The organism is Synechococcus sp. R5-15 (assembly GCF_047462035.1).
GTDB lineage: Bacteria > Cyanobacteriota > Cyanobacteriia > Thermostichales > Thermostichaceae > Thermostichus.
This window is the reverse complement of the sequence record NZ_JANSIK010000003.1, coordinates 1-22072: the sequence shown is the minus strand read 5'-3', so window position 1 is coordinate 22072 and position 22072 is coordinate 1. Positions and strand designations below refer to the sequence as shown.

27 protein-coding genes are annotated in these 22072 nt (G+C 59.9%); 15 read left to right on the top strand and 12 right to left on the bottom strand.

Annotated elements, in window-relative coordinates:
* Positions 1-19: 19 nt before the first annotated feature.
* Together NW839_RS00430 and NW839_RS00425 are read left to right on the top strand one after the other, a co-directional pair.
* Positions 20-1129, top strand: a complete 1110-nt coding sequence (locus NW839_RS00430) for a glycosyltransferase family 4 protein (RefSeq protein WP_414349946.1) — start codon at positions 20-22, stop codon at positions 1127-1129.
* 98 nt (positions 1130-1227) lie between these two features.
* Entirely contained in the window at positions 1228-1794 is a 567-nt protein-coding gene (locus tag NW839_RS00425; RefSeq protein ID WP_148202776.1) for a hypothetical protein, read from the top strand.
* 5 nt (positions 1795-1799) lie between these two features.
* On the opposite strand, the gene NW839_RS00420 is transcribed toward NW839_RS00425, so the two are convergent.
* On the bottom strand, positions 1800-2327 hold the full coding sequence (locus tag NW839_RS00420) for an adenine phosphoribosyltransferase (protein ID WP_011434353.1): 528 nt from the start codon (positions 2325-2327) through the stop codon (positions 1800-1802).
* Between the two features lie 210 nt (positions 2328-2537).
* On the opposite strand from NW839_RS00420, the gene NW839_RS00415 reads away from it, so the two are divergent.
* A complete protein-coding gene (locus tag NW839_RS00415) occupies positions 2538-2975 on the top strand; it encodes a hypothetical protein (protein WP_011434354.1) in 438 nt (145 codons plus the stop codon).
* Positions 2976-3020: 45 nt separating this feature from the next.
* On the opposite strand, the gene NW839_RS00410 is transcribed toward NW839_RS00415, so the two are convergent.
* The 6 genes from NW839_RS00410 to thrC form a co-directional block, all read right to left on the bottom strand.
* Positions 3021-4970: an NHL repeat-containing protein gene (locus NW839_RS00410; protein WP_414349945.1), complete on the bottom strand. Its 1950-nt coding sequence runs from the start codon at positions 4968-4970 to the stop codon at positions 3021-3023.
* Between the two features lie 322 nt (positions 4971-5292).
* Complete coding sequence (locus NW839_RS00405; protein ID WP_414349944.1) at positions 5293-6582, bottom strand: C39 family peptidase; 1290 nt, start codon at positions 6580-6582, stop codon at positions 5293-5295.
* 106 nt (positions 6583-6688) lie between these two features.
* Entirely contained in the window at positions 6689-7267 is a 579-nt protein-coding gene (locus tag NW839_RS00400) for a DNA-3-methyladenine glycosylase (protein WP_414349943.1), read from the bottom strand.
* 26 nt (positions 7268-7293) lie between these two features.
* Complete coding sequence (locus NW839_RS00395; RefSeq protein WP_011434358.1) at positions 7294-7569, bottom strand: ubiquitin-like small modifier protein 1; 276 nt, start codon at positions 7567-7569, stop codon at positions 7294-7296.
* Between the two features lie 36 nt (positions 7570-7605).
* Positions 7606-8127: a fasciclin domain-containing protein gene (locus NW839_RS00390; RefSeq protein ID WP_414349942.1), complete on the bottom strand. Its 522-nt coding sequence runs from the start codon at positions 8125-8127 to the stop codon at positions 7606-7608.
* 104 nt (positions 8128-8231) lie between these two features.
* On the bottom strand, positions 8232-9572 hold the full coding sequence (thrC, locus tag NW839_RS00385) for a threonine synthase (RefSeq protein ID WP_414349941.1): 1341 nt from the start codon (positions 9570-9572) through the stop codon (positions 8232-8234).
* Between the two features lie 497 nt (positions 9573-10069).
* Here thrC and mnmG point away from each other — a divergent pair, with 497 nt between their 5' ends.
* On the top strand, positions 10070-12001 hold the full coding sequence (gene mnmG, locus NW839_RS00380) for a tRNA uridine-5-carboxymethylaminomethyl(34) synthesis enzyme MnmG (protein ID WP_414349940.1): 1932 nt from the start codon (positions 10070-10072) through the stop codon (positions 11999-12001).
* Here mnmG and tsaD read toward each other — a convergent pair.
* Positions 11965-13059: a tRNA (adenosine(37)-N6)-threonylcarbamoyltransferase complex transferase subunit TsaD gene (tsaD, locus tag NW839_RS00375; protein WP_414349939.1), complete on the bottom strand. Its 1095-nt coding sequence runs from the start codon at positions 13057-13059 to the stop codon at positions 11965-11967. The two genes, mnmG and tsaD, sit on opposite strands and share 37 nt — an antisense overlap.
* A gap of 195 nt (positions 13060-13254) precedes the next feature.
* On the opposite strand from tsaD, the gene NW839_RS00370 reads away from it, so the two are divergent.
* The 3 genes from NW839_RS00370 (at position 13255) to NW839_RS00360 (ending at position 14561) form a co-directional block, all read left to right on the top strand.
* Positions 13255-13800: a Photosystem I reaction center subunit III gene (locus tag NW839_RS00370; RefSeq protein ID WP_414342216.1), complete on the top strand. Its 546-nt coding sequence runs from the start codon at positions 13255-13257 to the stop codon at positions 13798-13800.
* Positions 13801-13852: 52 nt separating this feature from the next.
* A complete protein-coding gene (locus NW839_RS00365; RefSeq protein WP_011434365.1) occupies positions 13853-13972 on the top strand; it encodes a photosystem I reaction center subunit IX in 120 nt (39 codons plus the stop codon).
* Positions 13973-14072: 100 nt separating this feature from the next.
* The gene (locus NW839_RS00360; RefSeq protein ID WP_414349938.1) at positions 14073-14561 is read left to right on the top strand and encodes a photosystem I reaction center protein subunit XI; all 489 of its coding nucleotides are present in this window, start codon (positions 14073-14075) and stop codon (positions 14559-14561) included.
* Positions 14562-14567: 6 nt separating this feature from the next.
* On the opposite strand, the gene NW839_RS00355 is transcribed toward NW839_RS00360, so the two are convergent.
* Positions 14568-14768: a hypothetical protein gene (locus NW839_RS00355; RefSeq protein ID WP_041436874.1), complete on the bottom strand. Its 201-nt coding sequence runs from the start codon at positions 14766-14768 to the stop codon at positions 14568-14570.
* 208 nt (positions 14769-14976) lie between these two features.
* On the opposite strand from NW839_RS00355, the gene NW839_RS00350 reads away from it, so the two are divergent.
* The 7 genes from NW839_RS00350 (at position 14977) to NW839_RS00320 (ending at position 19130) form a co-directional block, all read left to right on the top strand.
* Positions 14977-15408 carry a ribonuclease III domain-containing protein gene (locus NW839_RS00350; RefSeq protein ID WP_414349937.1) on the top strand — a complete coding sequence of 144 codons (432 nt, stop codon included), beginning with the start codon at positions 14977-14979 and terminating at the stop codon, positions 15406-15408.
* 33 nt (positions 15409-15441) lie between these two features.
* The gene (rlmB, locus tag NW839_RS00345; protein WP_414349936.1) at positions 15442-16578 is read left to right on the top strand and encodes a 23S rRNA (guanosine(2251)-2'-O)-methyltransferase RlmB; all 1137 of its coding nucleotides are present in this window, start codon (positions 15442-15444) and stop codon (positions 16576-16578) included.
* Positions 16579-16600: 22 nt separating this feature from the next.
* Positions 16601-16858 (top strand): DUF1816 domain-containing protein, encoded by a 258-nt coding sequence (locus NW839_RS00340; protein WP_011434370.1) that lies wholly within the window; start codon positions 16601-16603, stop codon positions 16856-16858.
* Positions 16858-17175 (top strand): 2Fe-2S iron-sulfur cluster-binding protein, encoded by a 318-nt coding sequence (locus NW839_RS00335; protein ID WP_011434371.1) that lies wholly within the window; start codon positions 16858-16860, stop codon positions 17173-17175. Before NW839_RS00340 ends, NW839_RS00335 begins: the two co-directional genes overlap by 1 nt.
* Positions 17176-17302: 127 nt before the next feature.
* On the top strand, positions 17303-17497 hold the full coding sequence (locus NW839_RS00330; RefSeq protein ID WP_414342212.1) for a hypothetical protein: 195 nt from the start codon (positions 17303-17305) through the stop codon (positions 17495-17497).
* A gap of 173 nt (positions 17498-17670) precedes the next feature.
* Complete coding sequence (thiD, locus tag NW839_RS00325; protein WP_414349935.1) at positions 17671-18537, top strand: bifunctional hydroxymethylpyrimidine kinase/phosphomethylpyrimidine kinase; 867 nt, start codon at positions 17671-17673, stop codon at positions 18535-18537.
* A gap of 26 nt (positions 18538-18563) precedes the next feature.
* Positions 18564-19130, top strand: coding sequence for a GDYXXLXY domain-containing protein (locus NW839_RS00320; RefSeq protein WP_414349934.1), 567 nt, complete (start codon positions 18564-18566; stop codon positions 19128-19130).
* Between the two features lie 226 nt (positions 19131-19356).
* Here the strand turns inward: NW839_RS00320 and NW839_RS00315 are convergent, their stop codons facing one another.
* The 3 genes from NW839_RS00315 to NW839_RS00305 all read right to left on the bottom strand — a co-directional run bounded on the left by NW839_RS00315 (position 19357) and on the right by NW839_RS00305 (position 21494).
* Positions 19357-20052: an alpha/beta hydrolase gene (locus tag NW839_RS00315; protein WP_414349933.1), complete on the bottom strand. Its 696-nt coding sequence runs from the start codon at positions 20050-20052 to the stop codon at positions 19357-19359.
* Positions 20053-20091: 39 nt separating this feature from the next.
* Positions 20092-21105, bottom strand: a complete 1014-nt coding sequence (gene hemF, locus NW839_RS00310) for an oxygen-dependent coproporphyrinogen oxidase (RefSeq protein WP_414349961.1) — start codon at positions 21103-21105, stop codon at positions 20092-20094.
* A 146-nt stretch (positions 21106-21251) separates the two neighbouring features.
* Complete coding sequence (locus tag NW839_RS00305; RefSeq protein ID WP_011434378.1) at positions 21252-21494, bottom strand: Ycf34 family protein; 243 nt, start codon at positions 21492-21494, stop codon at positions 21252-21254.
* A 214-nt stretch (positions 21495-21708) separates the two neighbouring features.
* Between NW839_RS00305 and NW839_RS00300 the strand changes: the two genes are divergently transcribed.
* Positions 21709-22005: a hypothetical protein gene (locus tag NW839_RS00300; RefSeq protein ID WP_011434379.1), complete on the top strand. Its 297-nt coding sequence runs from the start codon at positions 21709-21711 to the stop codon at positions 22003-22005.
* The last annotated feature ends 67 nt before the right edge of the window (positions 22006-22072 follow it).

Sequence of the window (22072 nt, the reverse complement as noted above, 5' to 3'; positions counted from 1 at the left end):
ATCCTCGCCACGGCTTGCTATGCCCTACTTGGTTGCCTTTCTGGCTGCTGCCTGTGTGGTTCTGTGGGCAACCCCGGTGGTGAAGGCGGTCGGGATCCGCAGTGGCCAGTTGGACTTTCCCGACGAGCGCAAGATCCACCAGCAACCGATGGTGCGCCTGGGGGGGGTTTCCATCTTTTTTGGCAACTTGGTGGCCCTGCTGTTGCTCTGGGGAGCCGGAGCTTTTGGGGGCTTGCGCACCGAGCAGGAGTACGAGATTTGGGGGGTGACGATCGGTGGGGTTTTGTTTTTTTTGATTGGCCTGGCGGACGACCTGTTTCACCTGTCGCCTTTTTCCCGCTTGTTGATGCAATTCGGCGTGGCTGCTGCCGCTTGGGGAGTAGGGGTGCGCATTGAGTTCATCAGTCTGCCCGGGAGAGGGATCTGGCCCTTTCCGGTGTGGTTGAGCCTGCTGATTACCCTGTTCTGGCTGGTGGGGATGGCCAACGCCATCAACTTCATGGACGGGCTGGATGGGCTGGCGGCAGGGGTGTCGGGAATTGCGGCAGTGGTGATGCTGATCGTAACCCTGCTGCTGGATCGACCGGCGGCGGCCATGCTGGCGGCGGCTTTGGCGGGAGCTTGCCTAGGCTTTTTGCGCTACAACTTCAACCCAGCGCAGATCTTCATGGGGGATGGGGGGGCCTATTTTTTGGGCTTTACCCTGGCTGGGATCGGGGTGATCGGGGTGGCCAAGGGGGTGACCACGCTGGCAGTGGCTCTGCCTTTCTTTATCTTGGCGGTGCCGATCCTGGATATGTCCACCGTGATCCTCAAACGGCTGGCCAGGGGGAAGTCGCCTTTCCATCCCGACAAAGGCCACTTGCACCACCGCTTGCTCAAAGCCGGCCTATCCCATCGGCATTCAGTGCTGCTCATCTACGCCATGACCCTCTGGGGGGGATCCCTGGCCTTGGCCTTGGCGGGCTTGCCAGCAGGGGGCACCTACCTGGGCGGGGCCTCGCTGGTGTTGGCAGGGGTGGCTTGGGGGGCTTGGCAACGGCAACGAGCTTTGCCCTCGGAGGACAGGCCCGAACAGGAATATGTTGCTCCGCAATGCTGTTGCGACCAGGAATGTAAAGAAGATTGAGCTGGGCTTGTTCTCCATCGCTCGCCTGCCTAGACTGGAGGCGCTCTATATTTGTTGTTTTTTGTTTTGTTGTTTTTTGTTTAGCTCTGTGTTGCCTCATGCGCCCCACACCTGAGTTGGCAGCTCTCCTGCGCCGCACCGCGGATCGTATCCAATCCCAACACTGGGGCTTCTGGGACTGGGAGTACTGCTGGCGGGACAGCACCCGCTGCAATTGCGGCCTGTTGGTGCGAGAAGCCCTGGGCTGGGATCGGCAGCAACTCAGCCTGCGCATCCACCGCGGCACCTGGCGCTCCATCGCCCAAACCGCCTACCGAACTGTTGCCCTGGCCTTGAGGGATCCCTGGCAACTGGAGGGGCAGTGCGAGGCCACCGGCCTGCGGCTGGGGTATGTGTTCGAGAAAATGGCAGAGCTGGGGTTCGACCAACCGGAAGACTTTGCCGCCCTGGAGGAGCTGAGCGATCCCGTAATTCTGGCCCGCCTGGCGGAAAAAGGTGTGGAGCCAGCACAGCGCGACCAGGCGATCCATGTGGCGCTTTACATGCGGGAACTGGCGGACTGGATTGACGAACAACTGCAGGCGCAGGCTCAGATCAGCCGCTTGAGCCAACCTTTGCCCAAAACACCAGGGATCCTCGTCCAACAGTCGGTGCACCTTACTTGAGGAACTCAGTTGCCTTCCTCTACCATCACCACATGGGCAGGGATCCCAGGGGGAAGAGCCTTGCAGCCGGACAAAAAGGCCAGCTCGATTAAGAAGGCAAATCCCCCCACCTCAGCGCCGCTCTGGGCCACCAATTGGGCGGTGGCAGCGGCTGTACCCCCGGTGGCAATGACATCATCCACGATCAACACCCGCTCTCCAGGCCGCAGGGCGTGGGCGTGCAGTTGGAGCTGGTCTTGGCCGTATTCCAGGCTGTAAGTCTGGCTGAGCACCGGCGGCGGCAGTTTGCCTGGCTTGCGAACCGGGACAAAGCCCAAGCCCAGGTGTTGTGCCAAAGCAGCCCCTAAAATGAACCCCCGCGACTCGATGCCGACCACATAATCTAGGGATCCCATGCCGGTGGTGCCGGCGGCCAACTGTTCAATAGCCGCCCGGAAGCCTGCCGGATCCTGCAGCAGGGGGGTCATATCCCGAAAGAGGATGCCGGGTCTGGGAAAATCGGGCACCAAGCGAATGAGGGCTCGCAGATCCATCCTGTTTTCCTCGCTGGCCAGTGGCTTGCTGTTCGCGTTAGCGGGACGGAGTCCTCAAAGGACGCTCCAAGCAACCCATCATACTCGGTTAGCTAATGGGCAGATGGGATCCCTTTTGGTCAGTCGAGCAACGGGGAAGATTTTTTATAATTGGCAAGGCTAGGGGCCGCGGCTCACCTGGTCACCCATCTGTGAACTCGGAGACTTCTCATGCGTTATTACATGGCCATCGACTCCAATCCCCTAGCCAGTTTGCCGCTGGCTCTGTTTGGGGTGAGCAGCGAGGCGGCCTATGTCGATCTGCTGCAAGACAAGCTCATTGTGCGGGCGGGCAGCCTGTTCAACGAGACGTTCTCCTTGAGCGAGTTGGGGCGAGGGGAGCGCTTTCCCTGGCCCTGGTACTACGGGGTGGGCGTGCGCACCGATTTTCAGGGGATCGTTGGCCCGGTCACCAGCACCCAAGGGGTAATTGCCATTCCACTGGTGCAGGAAAAGCCTCTTTTTATTCCGTTGCTGGGGCCGGTGGGGCTGCAAGTGCCCTGCAAAAAGCTGGTCTTCAGCCTCAAAGATCCAGACACCTTCCTGGCCAACTTCAATCAGGGTCGCCCAGAGGTGAACGCCGGCCCGAAGAGTGTGGTGATTGAGTAGATGGGGATCCCTGTGAAACCTGAGAGACGGCGGCCTGTCAAGAGCCTACAGAGATCCCCCAGGGGTTGGGGTGACAGGCCCAGAAGCAACGCGGCTTATGCGACGCAAGCCCGGCAAGCCGGCATCCACCACCACCACACTGCCATCCGCTAAGACTACCAAGCCGGCAGGCTGCTCAAACCGGGCTGCCGAGGTGGGGCCATCCTGCCAACCGCGCTGATTCTGTCCGGCCAAGGTGGAAACTTGTCCCCCAGGCTGAAGACGACGAATGCGATGGTTATCTCGGTCGGCCACCCAGAGGTTGCCTGCCGCATCGAAGGCCAGCCCCCCCAGGGTTTGAAAACGGGCCTCTGCCAGGGGGCCATCCCGATAGCCTGGCTCTGCCCCGGAGAGGGTGGTCACTCGTCCGCCAGCAGAGAGCCGGCGCAGGCGATGTCCATCGGCAATCCAGAGGTTCCCCTCCTTATCCACCGCCAGAGCCGTGGGCTGCAGGAGCTGGGCCTGTTCTGCTGGGCCGTCGGCGAATCCCGGCTGGCCCGTGCCGGCAACCGTGGTCACCTCACCGGCAGGGGTGATGCGGCGGATGCGGCGATTGGCGCGGTCGGCAACGTAGAGGCTGCCATCTGAACCCAAAGCCAGCCCAGATGGCTCCCGGAACTGAGCTCGGTCAAGCCCCCCATCTCGGTATCCGGCTATACAAGTGCCGGCAAAGGTGCTCACCTGTCGTTGCAGGTTGATATAGCGCAGGCAATGGTTGCCGCTGTCGGCCACCCACAATCCCCCCTTGGGATCCCAGAGCAGCCCCTGTGGGGAGTCAAACTGAGCTTGATTGGCTGCTCCGTCGCGGCGGCCTGCTTGGCCTGTGCCGGCCCAAACTTCCAATTCCCCCTCTGGAGACAGCCGGAAGATGCGGTGCTGGGCTCTATCGGCTAAATAGAAGGCTCCTTCAGGATCCACAGCAATGCCGCTGATTTGCTGCAGGTAGATCCTGGACTCGGTGCCGGTGTTATCAGGGGCGTTGCCGACAGGATCTGCCGCGGGCGAGGTGCGGCCATCCAGCAAAGTTTCCACCACCCAGGCCGATGCTGCCGGAGCAGTGGGGGTGGGAGAGGGGCTGGGGGAAGGAGTAGCGGCAGGCCAATCGTAGACCAGAGTGCCCAACCCTTGCCCGGAAGCATCCGCAACAGCAACCCAAACTGAGCCGGAAAGAGAAGAAGGCGGCATCACCACCAAACGGTCACCGCTGCGGGAGCGAATTTCCCCCTTCAGGATGCGCTCGGGATTGGCTGCTGCAGCAAAGAGAACTGTTTCCACCCGCTCCAAATTTTCCCCTGAGAGCAGCAACGGCTGGCCAAGGGTGGGCGCTGCCGAGCTGGTGTGCAGCAGCGGTACCCCCACCTCAGAGAGCACCAACATCGAAAGGCGACGCTGACGCTCTGTGTCTTGGGGAGGACGGTTAGCACCGCCAGAACCCCCAGAGCGGACAGAAAGGGTCAGGGATCCCTTCCCCTGCGCCAGAGTGGTGGATCCCCGATAGGCGATGGCGCTGAGCTCCGCTTCCCCGGCGGGAGGATTGGTGAAGGTGAAAGTGGCCGGTTGCCCCGGGCGCAAAGGGGCAGTGGCGGTTTGGCGATAGGTGCCCAGGGTAATGCTCAGGTCGATCCCTTCCACCCCCGGCCAGGTGGGAGTGCGAGCCAGCCAGCGATCCACCTCTGAGGCCGGTAGCTGGGCCACCAGATCGGATCCCTGTTCCTGGAGCAGCAGAACGATGCGGTTGCTGGGCACCGACAAGCCGGACTGGCGGGCTTGCTCGAAAGTCAGAGAAAGCGGGGAGGGAGGGAGAGGAGTTGGAGTTAAAACCGGCTGTAGGGCCGCAGGGGGAACAACGCTGGGAGACAGACTAGAAGAAGAAAGCTCGCCACAGCCCGAGAGAGCCAGCACCAAGGCACTCAGCGCAGGCCAAGGTAGCGGTGTCAGGGAAGCCCGTCGTGGCATGATGCAGCTCATCCCCTCCCACAAACTGGGAAATGGCGGAAACCCAAACCCCCACGCTTACCTTCATCAGCGTACAAACCGGCGAGAATTGCCCAGCACCCTCTCTGCCGCAGGAGCCACCTCGACCAATGCCTTGGCCCCTGAACCGCATTCCTATTCATGACCAACCATCCTCACCCGCAGGTGAGTCGCACTCCTCACTCCATCTATCCTTACTCAAATCCCCACCGAAAGACCAGATAGCAGTTTCAGCGGCCAGGAAATCATCCAGGCCATAGCGGTAGCGCTGTAAGTCGATGCTGCCCGCGTTCGCCCGGTTCGGCTATAGAGTGGGGACAGGCCACTCTCGCGGATGAATCAAGTAGACGGTACCCCCGGAGTGCTCCAGCCACAACGACTCTAGCTGTTCGCGGCGGTAGGTACGGCGAACCTCTTCGTTGGTTTTGGCCGCCGGATCGTGGACGATGGGATCCCCGTGGCTAAACTGCTCCGCACCGCTGCCGCGAGCAAATCCCACCAGCACCGCCAAATGACCCTTGCTTTTGGGGATCGGCGCCCCTTCCAGTTCTCCCTCGCCCCAGGCATAGCTGAGGACCACCGGAACCCCTGCCGCGATCCAGGCTTCTGCTTGGGCCAAGCTCTCCAGCCGCGCCACCACGCCGGACAAACCCTGCTCGGCAGCATGGGCGACGTTGAAAGCCCAGTTGCCATGGCCCTGGTAAACCCGGTCATACACACCGGCCACTGCTGCGCGCACCAACACCTCACAGGGGCGGGGATCCCGCTTCCAGTAGGCCATCACCATCGCCAAAGAGGTGGGGCTACACCAGACCTCTCCCCCATCGGGGTACACCATCTGGGAGCACAAAGGCAGATCCAAGATTTTGCCCCAGCGGCTGGGATCCCCAGGGGATAGGCGGCTGGGCCTGACCGGCTCGTTGGAAATGGCAACTGCCACCTGATCCACAACGGCAGAACGGCCTGGCTCTTGCGTGAACAGGCGCACCCTGACCTGGAAGGCTTCTGCTCCGTTGAGGGTATCCTTGAGCACCAGCAAGTCCGTGTACAGGTTGCCATCCTCATCCCCTTGTCCTTGCACTGAGTGGCTGGCCAGAGTCAAGGGATCCGCAGCCCATACCCCGCCGTGATACCACTTTGTCCAGCGGTCTGAAAGCTTGGCCCGAATCCACAGTTCCAACCAGGTGCCGGGGGGCGTGGTGGCATTCCAGGAAGCGATTGCCCCGACCATAGGGAAGCTGGTGGGGACTGCTGGGCTGGTGGCTTCTCCCACCCAGTAGGGGCCAAGGGGATAGAAAGGGCGCCCCCGATCGCGTAAGCGGGACGGAGTCCTTAGCGCCACCTCAGGCTCTTCAAGGCTGACTTCTTGCCGCAAACCCTCTGGATCCAAGACCAATTGCCCTCGGGCGTTCAGGCGGATCCCTTGGGTTGACCAGTCCTGAAACCCCTGAGCTTCTCCCGCCCGCCAGCGCTGAAACCCGGTGCGATAGGTGGAGTGGGTCTGGGCTTGCATCGTCAAGAGTCCTGGAAAAGTTGGGACAGGCTGGGCCAACGTGGGCAACCCCAGCAAGAGCAGCACAACCCCGCTGACCAACCCAGACAGCCCCTGCCGTTCGCGTCAGCGGGACGGAGTCCTTTCGCGTAAGCGGGACGGAGTCCTTTAGCCACTGCCTTCTGCGAGCATTGTCCGCCTGCCCCCACTAATAGCGCGACACCGCCGGATGTCCACCAATGTACCAGCGCCACGGGATCTCAGCCCCCTGAGTGATACCGATGCGGGTGGTCTGGACAATAGGCAACTGCGTTTGCCAAGAGGGGGATCCCTCCAGCCAAATGCCTTCCTGGCCGGCTTCCGCCCGCTCTAGCCGCCAGCCGTTGTGGGATCCGTCGATGCGCAGTGCTTGACAGAGCAGGCCCGGCCCCGCCGCCGCCCGTGCTGGCTGATTCTGTTTGTTGGCCGGGATCCAGTCTGGCAGGCGATCCAACTGAGCTGCCCGGATCAGAACCGCCGCCGGGATCCCTTCTGGCTCGGTAACGATATTTAGACAGTGGTAGAGGCCGTAGATGCGATAGATGTAGAGATGCCCTGGCGGGCCAAACATGACCTGGTTGCGTTGGGTCTTGCGGCGGTAGGCATGGCAGGCCGGATCCCCAGCCGTGTAGGCCTCCGTCTCTACGATCTGGGCCCGCACCTGCAGCCCATCGGCAAATTGCCGCACCAGAACCATGCCCAGCAAGGCAGGTGCCACCAGCGGGGCCGGCTGGCTCAACCACTCCACAGCGTCCACGGCAGGCTTGGCAGCCCTCAGCCCCCAGCAACGGCAGGGACGATGCTCACCTCATCCCCATCTTGCAGAGGGGTGTCACATCCCTTGAGGAAGCGAATGTCTTCGCTGTTCACATAAAAGTTGACGAAGCGGCGCAATTCCCCCTTCTCATCGCACAGCCGCGCCTTAATCCCCGGACAGCGTTGTTCCAAAGCATCCAACAATTCGCGGATGGTGGATCCCTCGCAATTCACCACCCCCTGATCCTGGGTGAGCGCCCGCAGCGTGTTGGGAATCAGCACCTTGACTGCCATAGCCCAATGCCTCGTCCATTAACCAACATCAAAAAACTAGGGTAGCAGCACCCCATCGATGCCGTGAATCACGCCGTTGGAAACTGGAATATCCGCCAGGTTCACGTTAGCCCCGTTGACCCGGATGCTGCCATCGGATCCCACCTGCACCTGCAGCGGCAGCCCTGCCAAGGTGGTCAGAGTGGTCGATTGGCCGGGCCGCAGGTCAAACGAGGTAATCCGCCCCGGCACCACATGATACGTGAGAATGCGGGTGAGCTGAGCCCGGCTGGCCGGCTGCAACAGCGTCTCCACCATACCCGGCGGCAGTTGCCCAAAGGCCACATCGGAAGGGGCAAAGACCGTGAACGGCCCCGGCCCTGCCAACGCCGTATTCAGGCCCGTCGCCCGCAAAGCTGCCGCCAGCGTCGAGTAGCTGCTGGGCAAAGTTTCCAGCTCAACGGCAATGGTGTTTAGCCCTTGAGGCTGGGCCGCAGGAGCAAAGACAAGCGGGGCCACTACAGCCGCCAACGGGATCCAACGGCGAACAAGGCGTTGAACAGAAGGAAAGATAGGCATTGTGCAAAGCTCCTGAGCCAATAGGTCTACGCCAGGGATCTTAACAGTTCTTCATTAAGATTCTGTTAAGAGGCAATGGAGAGGGTCTTCCCTGCAAACCGAGTTCATACTGATGCCTCCTGCCAGTCCAGCCGCTCCAGGGTGCGGGCCCGCTCCAAAGCCTGTTCAAAGCTCTCCAGCCTGGGCGAGATCACCAGCGGATGGCCTACGTGGGCTTGAACCGCCTCCTGGGTCTTCAGGCCGTTGCCGGTAATGTAGGCTACTGTAACCGCCTCCGGATCGATTTGACCGGATTCTGCCAGGTGTTTGAGCACGGCAATGGTGGTGCCGCCGGCAGTCTCGGTGAAGATGCCTTCGGTCTCGGCCAAAAGCTTGATGCCGGCAACAATCTCCGGATCGGCAGCCGTCTCGATCTGCCCACCGGTTCTGCGGGCAATGTCCAGGGCGTAGATCCCGTCGGCAGGGTTGCCGATGGCGATGGACTTGGCGATGGTATTGGGCTTAACAGGGCTGACAAAATCCCGCCCCTCGCGAAACGCTTGGGCAATGGGCGAACATCCCTGCGCCTGGGCGCCGTGGAAGGTGACCGGCTTATCCGCCACCAGCCCCACCTTCACAAACTCCTGGAAGCCTTTATAAACCTTGGTGTACAGGGATCCCGAGGCCAATGGGATCACCACCTGATCCGGCAGTTGCCAGCCCAGTTGCTCCACCACCTCGTAGGCCAGGGTTTTGGAGCCTTCCGAGTAGTAGGGGCGCAGGTTGATATTGACGAAGCCCCAGCCGTAGCGATCCGCCACCTCGGCGCAGAGGCGGTTCACCTGGTCGTAGTTGCCCTCTACAGCCATAACGGTGGGGTTGTAAATCAGGGATCCCAGCACTTTGCCCGCTTCTAAGTCCGCCGGGATGAAGATGGTGCAGTCCAAGCCGGCGTGGGCGGCAATAGCAGCGGTGGAGTTGGCCAGATTGCCCGTGCTGGCGCAGGAAACGGTGGTAAAACCCAGCTCCTTGGCGCGGGTCAGCGCCACCGACACCACCCGATCCTTGAAGCTAAGGGTGGGCATGTTGACGGCATCGTTCTTGATGTAAAGATTTTTTAACCCCAGCCGCCGACCCAGCCGCTCCGCTTTGATCAGAGGGGTCAGGCCCGTGCCCACATCAATGGGCTTCTCAGAAGTTACTGGCAGAAAAGGCCGATAGCGCCAGATAGACAGCGGCCCAGCTTGGATGCTCTGCCGGCTGACGCTGTGCCTCAGCCAGTCGTAGTCATAAGCCACTTCGAGGGGGCCGAAACACAGCTCACAAACATGCTTGGCGACCGGCTCATACTCGGCGCCACACTCCCGACAGCGCAAACGGCTGAAGCCCACCTTGGAGCTGTGCAAGGCAGAGGCCAACGGGGAATCGGCAGGGCTGAGCGGGCGTTCGGAAAGAGTTTGGGACATGGGCAGCCTCAAGGTGAAGGAAAGGGTGGGCGCTGGATTGAACTTACCTATCGTTGGGGGGAATCTTATCACCCGCAATCTGCCGCGTCAACTAAACCCGACTAAAATAGTCTGGATTAGATCCGGTTGAGGATAATGGAATCGGTGCTTGGCTCTCTCAGGCGGGCTGTCTGGTGTTTGTATGAGCCGCAACATCCCTTGGGCGACTCTGCCCTTTCCTCTGGGATCCCCTGCTATCGGCAGCCTTGGGGGAGCTGATCCCAGCGCCCTGAGGTCTCTTCAACTCTTCAATCAGGTGACTTAGGCTGGGAACTGAGCCTCTACCCAACTTTATTTCCCAGGGCAACAGAAAACTTTCCCTACTGCTCTGCCTGCCTCAGGCCGGTCGCAAATAACCCTATCCGTTGCCGCCATCGCTAAGCTGGATAAGCGAGCTGAAATAACCTGAAAATTAAAAGACCGGGGATCCCGGCTATTCATTTTGGAATTGCCACCCTATGCTCAGAGTTGGACGGGACAGCATTGATTTTCTCGATCACTACGATGTGGTGGTGGTCGGCGGGGGGCACTCCGGCTGCGAGGCAGCGTTGGCAGCAGCGCGGCTGGGCTGCAACACCCTCATGCTGACATTGAATCTGGACAAGATCGCCTGGCAACCCTGTAACCCCGCCGTCGGCGGCCCGGCCAAATCGCAACTGGTACACGAAATCGATGCCCTCGGCGGCGAGATGGGCAAAGTTACCGACCGCACCTATTTGCAAAAGCGGGTGCTCAACCGTTCGCGGGGGCCGGCGGTGTGGGCGCTGCGGGCGCAAACCGACAAAAGGGAATATGCGCGGGTGATGCGCTCGGTGGTGGAAAACCAGCCTAACCTGACGATTCGCGAGGGCACTGTCACCGATTTGGTGTTGGGGCGCAACGACGAGGTGGTGGGCGTGGTCACCCATTTCGGCACCATCTTCGGCTGTCGGGCGGTGATCCTGACCACCGGTACGTTTTTGGGGGGGCGCATCTGGATTGGTCGCCACTGGCAAGCTGCCGGACGAGCAGGGGAATTTGCCGTGGAAGGGCTGACCGACACCCTGCGCCAACTGGGCTTTGAAACGGGCCGGCTGAAAACCGGCACCCCTGCCCGCGTGGATCGGCGCAGCGTGGATTTTTCCGTCATGGAGCGGCAACCGGGGGATCCCGATGTGCGCTGGTTTAGCTTCGACCCCGAGGTGTGGGTGCCAAGGGAGCAGATGGATTGCTACTTGACCCGCACCACCCCAGAGACCCACCGCATCATCCGGGAAAATCTCCACGAAACCCCTGTCTATGGCGGCTGGGTGGAGGCCAAAGGGCCCCGCTACTGCCCCAGCATCGAAGACAAGATTGTCCGCTTTGCCGACAAGGAAAGCCATCAGATTTTTATTGAGCCGGAAGGGCGGGATCTGCCGGAGCTCTACATCCAGGGGTTCTCCACGGGGATGCCGGAGAAAATCCAGATCCAGATGTTGCGCTCCTTGCCTGGCCTGGAGCGGTGCGTCATGCTGCGGCCTGCCTATGCGGTGGAATACGACTATCTGCCGGCCACCCAGCTCTACCCCACTCTGATGACCAAAAAGGTGCAGGGGCTGTTTTGCGCCGGCCAGATCAACGGCACCACCGGCTACGAAGAGGCGGCAGCTCAGGGGCTGATGGCCGGGATCAACGCTGCCCGCCTGGTTCAGGGCAAGCCCCTGGTCACCCTGCCGCGGGAGTCCAGCTACATCGGCACCCTCATCGACGATCTCTGCACCAAAGAACTGCGGGAGCCCTACCGCATGCTCACCAGCCGCTCCGAATACCGCCTCATCCTGCGCTCCGACAATGCCGACCAACGGCTCACCCCCCTGGGGCGAGAATGGGGCTTGATCGATGACCGGCGCTGGGCCCTGTTCCAAGCCAAGCAAGCGCGCATTGCCGCAGAAATCGAGCGCCTGGAAACGCAGCGGGTGAAGGCCCACGACCTGGCCGGCATCCAACTAAGCCAACTGACGGGGCAGGGGATCAAGGGATCCGCCACTCTGGCCGAGATCTTGCGCCGCAACCAGATTCACTACTCCGATCTCCTGGAACTGGGGCTGGGGGATGCGGAGCTGGATCCCTTTGAGCAGGAGGCGGCAGAGATTGCCGTCAAATACAGCGGCTACATCCAGCGGCAGCAGAGCCAAATTGAGCAGGTGAGCAAGCAGTACCACCGCCCTCTGCCCCCCGATCTGGACTACCACTCCATCCCCACCCTCTCCAAAGAGTCGCGGGATAAGCTCTCGGCGGTGCGCCCGCTAACCGTGGGCCAGGCGGCCCGCATCGGCGGTGTCAACCCCGCCGACATCAACGCGCTGCTCATCTACCTTGAGGTGAGGCAACGTCAGAGGGCGGCGGATCCCGTCTGTTCTTCTCTGTGAGCTCCGCCCCCATCCATGTAGAGGGAAGGGATCCCTTCTAGGGGCATGCGCGAGGCCACCCCCAGCTCCAGCGGCGAGACCTCCCCCCGCATCCAGTGGCAGAGCCCAGCTGCCCCAATCATGGCGGCATTGTCGGTGCAGAGGGCTAGAGGCGGGATCACCACCCGCAACCCCTTTTGCCGAGCTGCTTCCCTGAGGCGGGCCCTCAGCTCCCGATTGGCAGCTACCCCTCCCGTCAGCAGCAGCGTCGAGAGGCCCAGCGCCTCGGCGCAGGCCACTGCCTTTTCGGTGAGCACATGGGTCAGACAGGCCTGGAAGCTGGCGGCAATGTCGGCAATGGGCAACTCCTGGCCTTGCTGCTGCAACTGCTGGACTAGGCGCAACACCGCCGTTTTCAGGCCGCTGAAGCTTGTGTCGTAGGGATGCTCCACTTTGCCCTCGGGCAGGGGAAAGCGCTGCGGATCCCCCTGCTGAGCCCAGCGGTCAATCTGCGGTCCCCCCGGATAGCCCAGCCCCAACAGCCGCGCCACCTTATCAAATGCCTCGCCGGCAGCATCGTCGCGGGTGCGGCCCACCGTCTGGTAGTCCCCGTAGTCCTTCATCCAAATCAGGCTGGTATGGCCTCCCGATACCAAAAGGCATAGGCAGGGGGGGCGCAAATCGGGCTCTGCCAAGAAGCCGCTGAAGAGATGGCCCTCCAGATGATGCACCCCGATCAGGGGCTTGTCGTAAAGCAAAGCCAGGGTCTTGGCCCCCATCAGCCCCACCAGCAGGGATCCCACCAGGCCCGGCGCACAAGTTACGGCAATGGCATCTACCTCGGCCACCTCCAATCCGGCCTGCTGCAGAGCAGCCTCTAGCACAAAGGGCAAGGTTTCCACATGCTGACGAGAGGCCACCTCCGGCACCACCCCCCCATAAGCAGCATGAAGGTCGATTTGGCTGGCCACCACGGAGCTGAGCTGCCGTGGGGCAAACCCCGGCCAGGCTGCATCCGCCGCCACCACAGCCACAGCCGTTTCGTCACAACTGGTTTCGATGGCAAGGACGCGGGGCATGGGAGAGCAAGCTGGGGAAAGGAATAGGAAAGCCTTGGGATCCTTAAATTAAGAATTGTGTGAGCTAAAACTCAGGATCCGTCGGGGCGAGGCGCTCAGGAGTATGATACTAACCGTTTAGTGCCTGTTGCTGCACTTAGCATCCCTTAGCATTTGGACAGATCCTAGACCCCTACCTCAAGGACACATCCTGCTATGCGAACCTTTTTAAGCCTTCTTTTGGCCCTTTGCATCGCGCTTGGCCTCGCCCAATCTGTGCAGGCAGAGCCCTTGATCGGTCTGAAACCTTGCAGCGAAGTTCCCGCCTTTCAGGCCCTGATGAACGAACGCCTGAGCAGCCTAGAGGAGAAGATCCTCAACGCCAGCCCTGCTATGGCTCCCGTCTACCAGCAAAAGCTGGCCCAAACCAGCAAGCGCTTTGAGCGCTACAGCAAGCTGCTCTGCGGCGAAGAGGGCCTGCCCCACCTGGTTACGGATGGTCGGTTGAACCATGCGGGCGAGTTTCTCATCCCCGGTCTGCTCTTCCTGTATATTGCCGGTTGGCTGGGCTGGGCGGGGCGTTCTTACCTGATCGCGGTTCGGGATGAGGATAGCCCCGAAATGAAAGAAAGCCTGATCGATGTACCGCTGGCGCTGCGGTGCTTCCTCACGGCTTTGGCTTGGCCCGCTGCTGCTTTTAAGGAAATTGCCAGCGGCGAAATTCGAGAGCCGGAAGCGGCTGTGCCCATCTCGCCCCGCTGAGGAGCTGAGCCCGGCTTTCTAACTCGATTTATTTAACTTTTGAGAGGCGTCTATGGCTGACTTCACCAAGTTTCTCACCACTGCTCCGGTGGCGTTTATCCTGTTTTCCAGCTTCGTTTTTGCCCTGTTCATCGAGATCAATCGCTTCTTCCCCGACATTTTGACGTTCTGAGTGTAGGCCAGGGATCCCCAGCGCAACCTACGCCCGGTGGGATCCCTGCTTTTTTGAGCTTTTTTCCATCCTCTCTTGAACCGGACACAGAGTTGCTGAAATGGTCGAACCCAATGCCGATCCTGCTCCGTTGAATAGGTTGAATATGGATGAGGGATGTGTCACCGTCCCTGAGGGAGATCCGCAAATTGGGGATCTCTGGACACCGATCAACCACGCGCCTGTTGTCCGGCTGTTGATCGACTGGCTGCCCATCAACCGACCGGGATTGAGTTCCATTTGGCGGGGCTTGGAAATCGGTATGGCCCACGGCTATTGGCTGGTAGGCCCCTTTGCCAAGCTGGGGCCGCTGCGCAACGAGCCCATCGGTCTGCTGAGCGGCTTTTTGGGAGCCTGTGGCCTGATCTTGATTCTGACGGCGGCCCTTTCTCTCTACGGCTCTGTCACCTCGCAGCGCAACATAGGGCCGGTAGGGGGATCCCAATCTTGGAGCGAATTGGCCGCTGGCTTTTTGGTAGGGGGTATGGGGGGGGCGGTCGTCGCCTACCTGCTTTTGCTGAATGCAGATCTCCTTGTCCCCGCATCTTAACTGGAGCTATTGGCCATCCGTTGGATCATCCACAACGTCTTTAATCGCTTCTCGAGCATCCTCGACTCCAGGGTGGGTGGCTGCCTTTGTTTGCTCGGCCTTACCTTCCAGCCTTTCACGCTGATCGCTGGCCAGCTCACCCACAATTTCTTGGATTTTGCTCTCCAGATTCTTGGCAGTAACTCCAACTGGCTTTTCAAGGCTCATAACATCAGCCCCTTAACCGGCTTTGCCCTGTCTACTCGATAGCACCTTTTCTCTCTGGGCCTCGTGATCCAAATCACCTGCAAGGGGGGAAAGAGCGCGAGTCAGGCTAGCAGACCAGAGGAAGCTTGTCTTAGCATGGACTGAATCCTGCAATGAGCCGATGACAGCGGTTCTAGACATTTTTTCTGCCTATCTTTCGTGAGCTGCTGTGAACGATCTGCTGTTCGAGCCCACTTCCGAAAGGCTCTCCTTGGCCGAGATTCGCCGCCTATCGCCCGCAGCCTTGGCCTACCTGGGAGACGCCATTTACGAACTGCACGTGCGGCGGCAACGATTATTTCCGCCAGATCGACTGGAGCGCTATCATCAGCAGGTGGTGAGGCGGGTGCGCGGCTCGGCTCAGGCCAAGTTGCTGTTGGCCCTGTTGCCCCATCTCAACCCCGAAGAGCAGGAAATTGTCCGCTGGGGTCGCAATGGCTGCGGTCGCCCACCCCGGCATCTGCCTCTGGCCGATTACCAAAACGCCAGCGGCCTGGAAACAGTTCTGGGCTATCTCTACCTGGCCAATCCCGAACGGCTGCGCCATATCCTCGCCCTCACTGATGTTTTGGCTGAGACCCTAGGCGAGTGGGAAGGTTAGGATAGTCTTTCCGTCTTTCCATCTTCCACGCCCATGCCCAAGACTTCTCAGCGCAAACCTGCTTCACGGCTGTCTCGCTCGGGCAAACTGCAGCCGCGAAGGGCAGGGCAATCCGTTAGCAAGCGGGTACAGCGGCCCAAACGCCGAGACGGGGATCCCAAGCTTGCCCTCCGAGAGGCTCCAGTGAAGCCCATCCGTCGCGACGCGCAACGGCAGTGGCCCCAGGGCAAGGTGGCTCCTCAACCAGTAGGCGAGCTGGATCCCGGCCTCTCTACTGGCGAGACAGGGATCTTGCCAGGGGAAGTTCAGCCTCAGGCCGACGGGAATCCGGAGACCGAGCTGGAGCAAGAGATTATCTACGGTCGCCAGACAGTACTGGCTGCTTTGAAAAGTCAAGCCACCCTCAATCGGGTTTGGATCTTGCCGAAGTTGCGCTACAGCCCCCAATTTTTGTCTCTGTTGGAAGAAGCCAAAGCGCGGGGCACCGTTATCGACGAAGTGTCTCCAAAGCGGCTGAACGCCCTCACGGCTGGCGCCAACCACCAGGGTATCGCTGCCCAAGCCACGCCTTATCAGTACGTGGCCCTGGAGGATTTGGTGGAAAGAAGCCGGCAGGCCAGCCCCAATCCAGTGCTGGTAGTCCTAGACGGGATCCAGGATCCCCATAACTTGGGAGCCATTGCCCGTAGTGTGGAGGCTTTTGGCATGCAGGGGATGGTGATCCCACAACGGCGGGCAGCAGGGGTAACCTCGACGGTGATGAAGGTAGCGGCGGGAGCCCTCTCCACCTTGCCGGTGGCGCGGGTGGTGAATTTGAATCGGGCTTTGGAATACCTCAAAGAGCAGGGGTTTTGGGTTTATGGCACCACCAGCCGAGGGACTGACCTCATCTATAGAGCCGATTTTCAACGGCCCATTGCCTTGGTAGTGGGATCCGAGGGGGAAGGGATTAGCCTGCTCACACAGCGCCATTGTGACCAACTGCTGTCCATTCCCTTGGCAGGCCGTACTGAAAGCTTGAATGCTTCTGTGGCCGCCGGCATTGCCCTCTACGAAATCCACCGGCAGCGCTCTCCCCACCACCTCAAACGCCCTGAGGTTGATACATTCCTCAATAAATCGTCAATAAAAGTAGTAGAATCTAGGGGATTGCAAAAGGACATCCAATGATTGCTAGACTTGATAATGGGGGATGGATCCCGTGAGCAACCCTTTGGTCAGTCTGTTGGATAAGCTGCGCGGCCTGTCGGTCTGGATCGAGATCACCACCGAGGACTGCACCTACTACTACGGCCCCTTCTCCGATGAAGCTGAGGCGGAGCGGCTCAAAGGCCACTACATCGCCGACCTGCAAAAGGAAGGAGCCAAAAAGATCCAGGCTCTGGTGAAGAAAATGCGCCAGCCACAGTCTCTGACGGTGACCCGTACTCCGTCGGGAGCCCGTTCCTGATGTCTGCTACGGCTTATCAAGTAACCCTTCATCACCGCGGCCAAACCTACCGCTTCCCCGCCTCTGCGGATCAGACGGTTTTACAAGCTGCTCTGGAGCACGGGATAGAGCTGCCTTCCTCTTGTCAGGCGGGGGTTTGCACCACCTGTGCGGGGCGGCTGAAGTCGGGATCTGTGACTCAGACAGAGGCAATGGGGATTGGGCCAGAACTGCAGGCTCAGGGCTTTGTGCTGCTGTGTGTAGCCTATGCTACCTCCGATTTGGAGGTGGAGACCGATCAAGAGGAAGAGGTTTACCGTTTGCAGTTTGGCTCCTGACCGGCCTGGATTTCTGTTCAGGTCTACTTGTGAGAGGCTGTTGTTCTCAGATTCTTAGTGTTAGAAGTTATCGAAAGTAAGTCTGTTTCCTTGGCGAGATCAGTTCTCGACTCCTGTGAAGTTGCATTTGTTGCACCTATCTCTGCCGTTGAGCTCGCCTCTCTCTGCCCCGCAACTGGAGCAATCCCTCTGTCAGCAAGTTGACCGGGAGCTGGGCCAGCCGGCTCGGCTTCTGCGCTGGAGCTTGACGGCGGTGGAGGGGGATAGAGCCTGGGTTGAGGTGGTCGCCACCACTGATGAGGGCTACTCGGATTTAGACTAGGACAACTCACTCTTAGTCAGCTTCTTGACAGACGTCTGCAAGAGTTTTCCCAATACCCCAGTGGTCTCAGACCAATCGAGAACCAACAGTTTCATTGCTACGTTAAAGAGATGGTTCATATTGATTGATGGAAATGGCTATCGGTACCCTTGCCCATTTTTGTCGTTTGGCCAATGTCTGTCTCTGCATCTGAACCAACTCCGGCTCCACTGCTGGCCGAGCAGCACCCCCCTGTCGCCCTCACCATCGCTGGATCCGACAGTGGTGGGGGAGCAGGGATCCAAGCGGATCTGCGCACCTTTGCTTTCCAACGGGTACACGGTACCTCTGCCCTGACCTGCGTGACCGCCCAGAATACCCTTGGGGTGAGCCGGGTGGATGCGCTGCCCCCCGAAGCCGTGGCCGCCCAAATTGAGGCCGTGGTGCAGGACATTGGGGTGCAAGGGATCAAGACGGGCATGTTGCTGAATGCCGAGATCGTGCTGGAGGTAGCCCGTCAGGTGGAGCGCTGGACGTTGCGGCCTCTGGTGGTGGATCCGGTGATGGTGTCCCGCACGGGAGCAAAGTTGCTGGCAGATGAGGCCATTCAGGCCATCCGCGAGCGGCTGATCCCCTTGGCCCAGGTGCTGACCCCCAATCGCTATGAGGCGCAAATTTTAACGGGGCTGCAGCTGCAGTCCCTGGCGGATATGCAAACGGCGGCTCAGCAGATTCGCACCCTGGGCTGTGGAGCGGTGTTGGTCAAAGGTGGGGGTATGCCGGGGGAACTGCAGGGGGTGGATGTGTGGTTCGATGGCGAGCGACTGGAAGTGCTGAAAACAGAGCGGATCCCCACCCGCCACACCCACGGCACCGGCTGCACCCTCTCGGCGGCCATTGCGGCGCAGATGGCCTGGGGTAAGGATCCCTTTGCGGCCACGGTGGCGGCCAAAGCCTATGTAACGGAGGCGCTGCGACATCCTTTGGCCATCGGGTCAGGGCAGGGGCCGGTGGGGCACTTCTACCCGCTTCTGTCCGGGATCGGCGAACCTGTGCCATAAGAGAGAAGTCCCTCTCTCTGGCTACTATGGCTGGCCCATTGAATCTTTCTAGGAAGGGATCCCTGCCCAAATGGCGGTTTTGGCTACCCCTACTGCTGCAGCTGGGTATCGTTCTGCTGATACCGTCTCGGCAAGCGTTGACCCTCGCTGTCGGAACCACGATCTACCTGCAAACGGCCCCCGTGGATCCCTATGACCTTTTGCGGGGCCGGTATGTGGCCTTGGGCTACGTCGTCGCTCGACGCTCCACCCTAGAGCAACTGCCGGGTTGGTCACCTGAATTGGAGACCCCAGGGATCCTTTATCTGCGCTTAGCTCCCCCCGCAGGGGATCCCACTCAACCTTGGCGAGCAATCGGTGTCAGCCGGGAGATGCCCAAAGATTTGCAGCCTGAAGAGAAAGTACTGCGAGGCTGGTTTGACGGGCAGCAGCTCAAGTTGGGAATCGAAGAATTTTTTATTCCCGAAGCGATTGGAGATGCCTTGGAAGAGGATATTCGGCGTTACCCTGAAGCCACGCGGGCAGAAGTGAAAGTGGATCCCTGGGGCAAGGCAGCATTGGTCGGCCTCTGGGTAGGGGAGCATCGGTACTAAGTGCTCATTCTGCCCGGCTTTAACGCTTTAACAATTAATCACTATATTCTGACATCCGAACCCGAAGGAGAGCCGGAAAACTGAATGGGGCAGGGATCCCTATCACTTGCCCCTCGAAACCCTGAAGATGGCGAGAACCGGAGCTGTGCCATTGAGGAGCTTGCTAAGTGCTGCACAGCCTTGCTCAACACCTGAATTAGGGTCATCCCAATTGGGTCAAACTTCTTCAGGTTTTCACTTCCGAATCTCTCCTATCCAACAGGTTTTGCAACCACACCTGAATATCCCGCAGGCTCTCCGGGGAAACTTCATGGCCCATCTCGTACTCGCGATAGGTAAAGTTCAGTGGCAGCGGGGCAAAATAATCCCGGATCTGACGGCCAAAAGCAATCGGCAAAACAGCATCAGCAGTGCCATGAACCACCAGGATGGCCAGGTGTTTCATCCGCTCCGGCTCCACCGCCTCGGCCAGGATCTCTGGAGATAGGCGCCCACTCATTGCCACCACCCCCGCCAGCTTCTCCGGCTGGGTCAGAGCCAAGTACAGGCTCATGATCGCCCCCTGGCTAAACCCCAGCAAATACACCTGCCTGGGATCCAGGGCAATACCCGGGATCCCATTGGGCAGCGCCTGTTCCAGAAAGCGGCTCAGGAGCTTGAGGCTATTGCGCGCTTGCTGGGGATCCCCCACCAGCCCTTCCGGTGTCCAGGCCATTTCAAACCAGGCAAACCCGCCTCCACTCCAAGGAATAGGGGCTCTCAAGCTGATCACCGCCAACCGAGGATCCAGATAGGGGGCCAACTGGAACAAATCCCCCTCGTGGCTGCCGATCCCGTGCAGCATTACCAACGCAGGCGCGGGTCCTAAGCCGCCCTGTCGGGGGGGCTGAACGCGGTAGGTGAGGGGGAAAGGAGAAAACACGCCACGGATCCTCAGAAGCAGAGACGGGGTATGGCCGGCCTACGCCCAATCCTGGGGCTGGCGGAGCACCTGGTAGAGCTTAGCTTCCCACGTGTCCGGTTGCGGCTCGTAGCCATATTCCCAGCGCACCAATGGCGGCAAAGACATCAAGATCGACTCGGTGCGGCCCTGGGTCTGGAGTCCAAAGATCGTGCCGCGGTCATAGACCAAGTTGAACTCCACGTAGCGCCCGCGACGATAGAGCTGGAATTGCCGTTCTCTCTCCCCCCATTCCATCCCCTGCCGCCGCTCCACAATCGGCACATAGGCCGGCAAGAAGGCGTCGCCACAGGTTTGCACCAACTGGAAAAGATGTTCCCAACTGCGGGATCCCACCCGCACCTGTAACGATGGTGGCTCAGAAGCCAGTTGTTCGGGATCCCCTTCCGCCTGGCCTTCAGGCCGATAGAGCAGCCCAGGGCGTTCATCCTGATAGTCGAAGAAAATGCCGCCAACGCCGCGCGCCTCGCCGCGATGAGGTAGGAAAAAGTAGCGATCGCACCAGATCTTGAAAACTGGGTAGTAGACGGGATCCAAGCGGTCACAGGCTGCCTTGAGGGTGCGGTGAAAATGGGCCGCATCCTCCTCAAACAGGTAATAGGGGGTGAGATCCATCCCGCCCCCAAACCACCAAACCGGCCCCGCCTCGAAATAGCGATAGTTCAGGTGTACCGTCGGCACATAGGGGTTGCGAGGATGCAACACCATAGAGGTGCCTGTGGCGTAGAAAGGATGCCCTGCCGCTTCTGGACGCTGTTTCAGAATCGAAGGGGGCAGATGGGATCCGAACACCTCGGAAAAATTGACTCCCCCCTGCTCAAACACGTCTCCCTGCTGAATGACCCGCGAGCGCCCGCCCCCTCCTCCAGGGCGTTCCCAACGGTCTTCCCGAAACTTGGCTTTTCCGTCTAGGGCCTCCAGACGGGCACAGATGTCATCTTGTAGGCGCTGCATGAATTGGCTCACCTGTTGACGGGCATCCACTGGCAGCGCTGTAGGGCTTGAGGCCAGCATCATAGTCTTCCAATCTCTCGAAACTCGACAAAAACCTCTCCAGCCCCCATCAAACCTCTCAGACTGGGAGAGCCGAACTGCCAAACTGAAGAGTTCTAACCTGGCCGGGCAAGAAACTCCCTGGAAATCCAGGCCGCTCTTGGATCTTACGTGGGAACCGCCTCATAGGGACGAAGTCGCGCCCATTTGTTCCGTTCCTCGCGAAAGCTCTGGCAGCCCACCACATCCCATTCCATCTCGGTGCCCCCATTGCGGATATTGACATTGATCTGGGGGCCCTGCGGCTCAAAATCCGGCGTCAGTGTGAGATGAGGTTGCTGATGCTGCGCTTCCACGGCATGGTAGGTGGTACAGCGATCCACGTAGTAGCAGTGAATACAAATACACATGGCTGCTGCCTGCAAGAAACGGTTCCCAATCTTGAGGGTAGCATCCTGCCTCCTTCCAGACGGCGGATCCCCTCTTTCTCAGCCGATTCTTGAGATATTTCTTAGCAAAGAGAGGCATCTCCTCGTCTCTCGTCTAAAATCTCGACATATTTCTCAGGATGGGGCTTGATCTGTCCTTAGGATCGAACCATCCAGGCTATCCAGAGGAACTGCCATGAACACCCACACCCGCTACCGCTTCACCTGCACCCTCTCCTTTGGAGATATCTACGGCCAGATCATCGTTTGGCTGATTGTCATCTTTGCCAGCTTGGCCGCTGCCCTCTCCCTGATGAATAGCCCCCTCTACGCTTTTCTCACCATTGCTCTGATTTTGGTGATCTCCCTGCCTTTCTTGCTCTTCGCCTTCGTGACCACCCTGCTCAATCACATCGAGTTTGCCGTTGTCCCTCCTGAGGAAGAGGAAAATCGCGCTGCTGCTGCCGCTAAGTCGCCCGTGGCCGTCAGTTAGAAATCGCAGGAGCCCCGCACTGTACCCGTAGGGTCAGTGTCGGGAGGAATGCGGAAGTTATGATAGA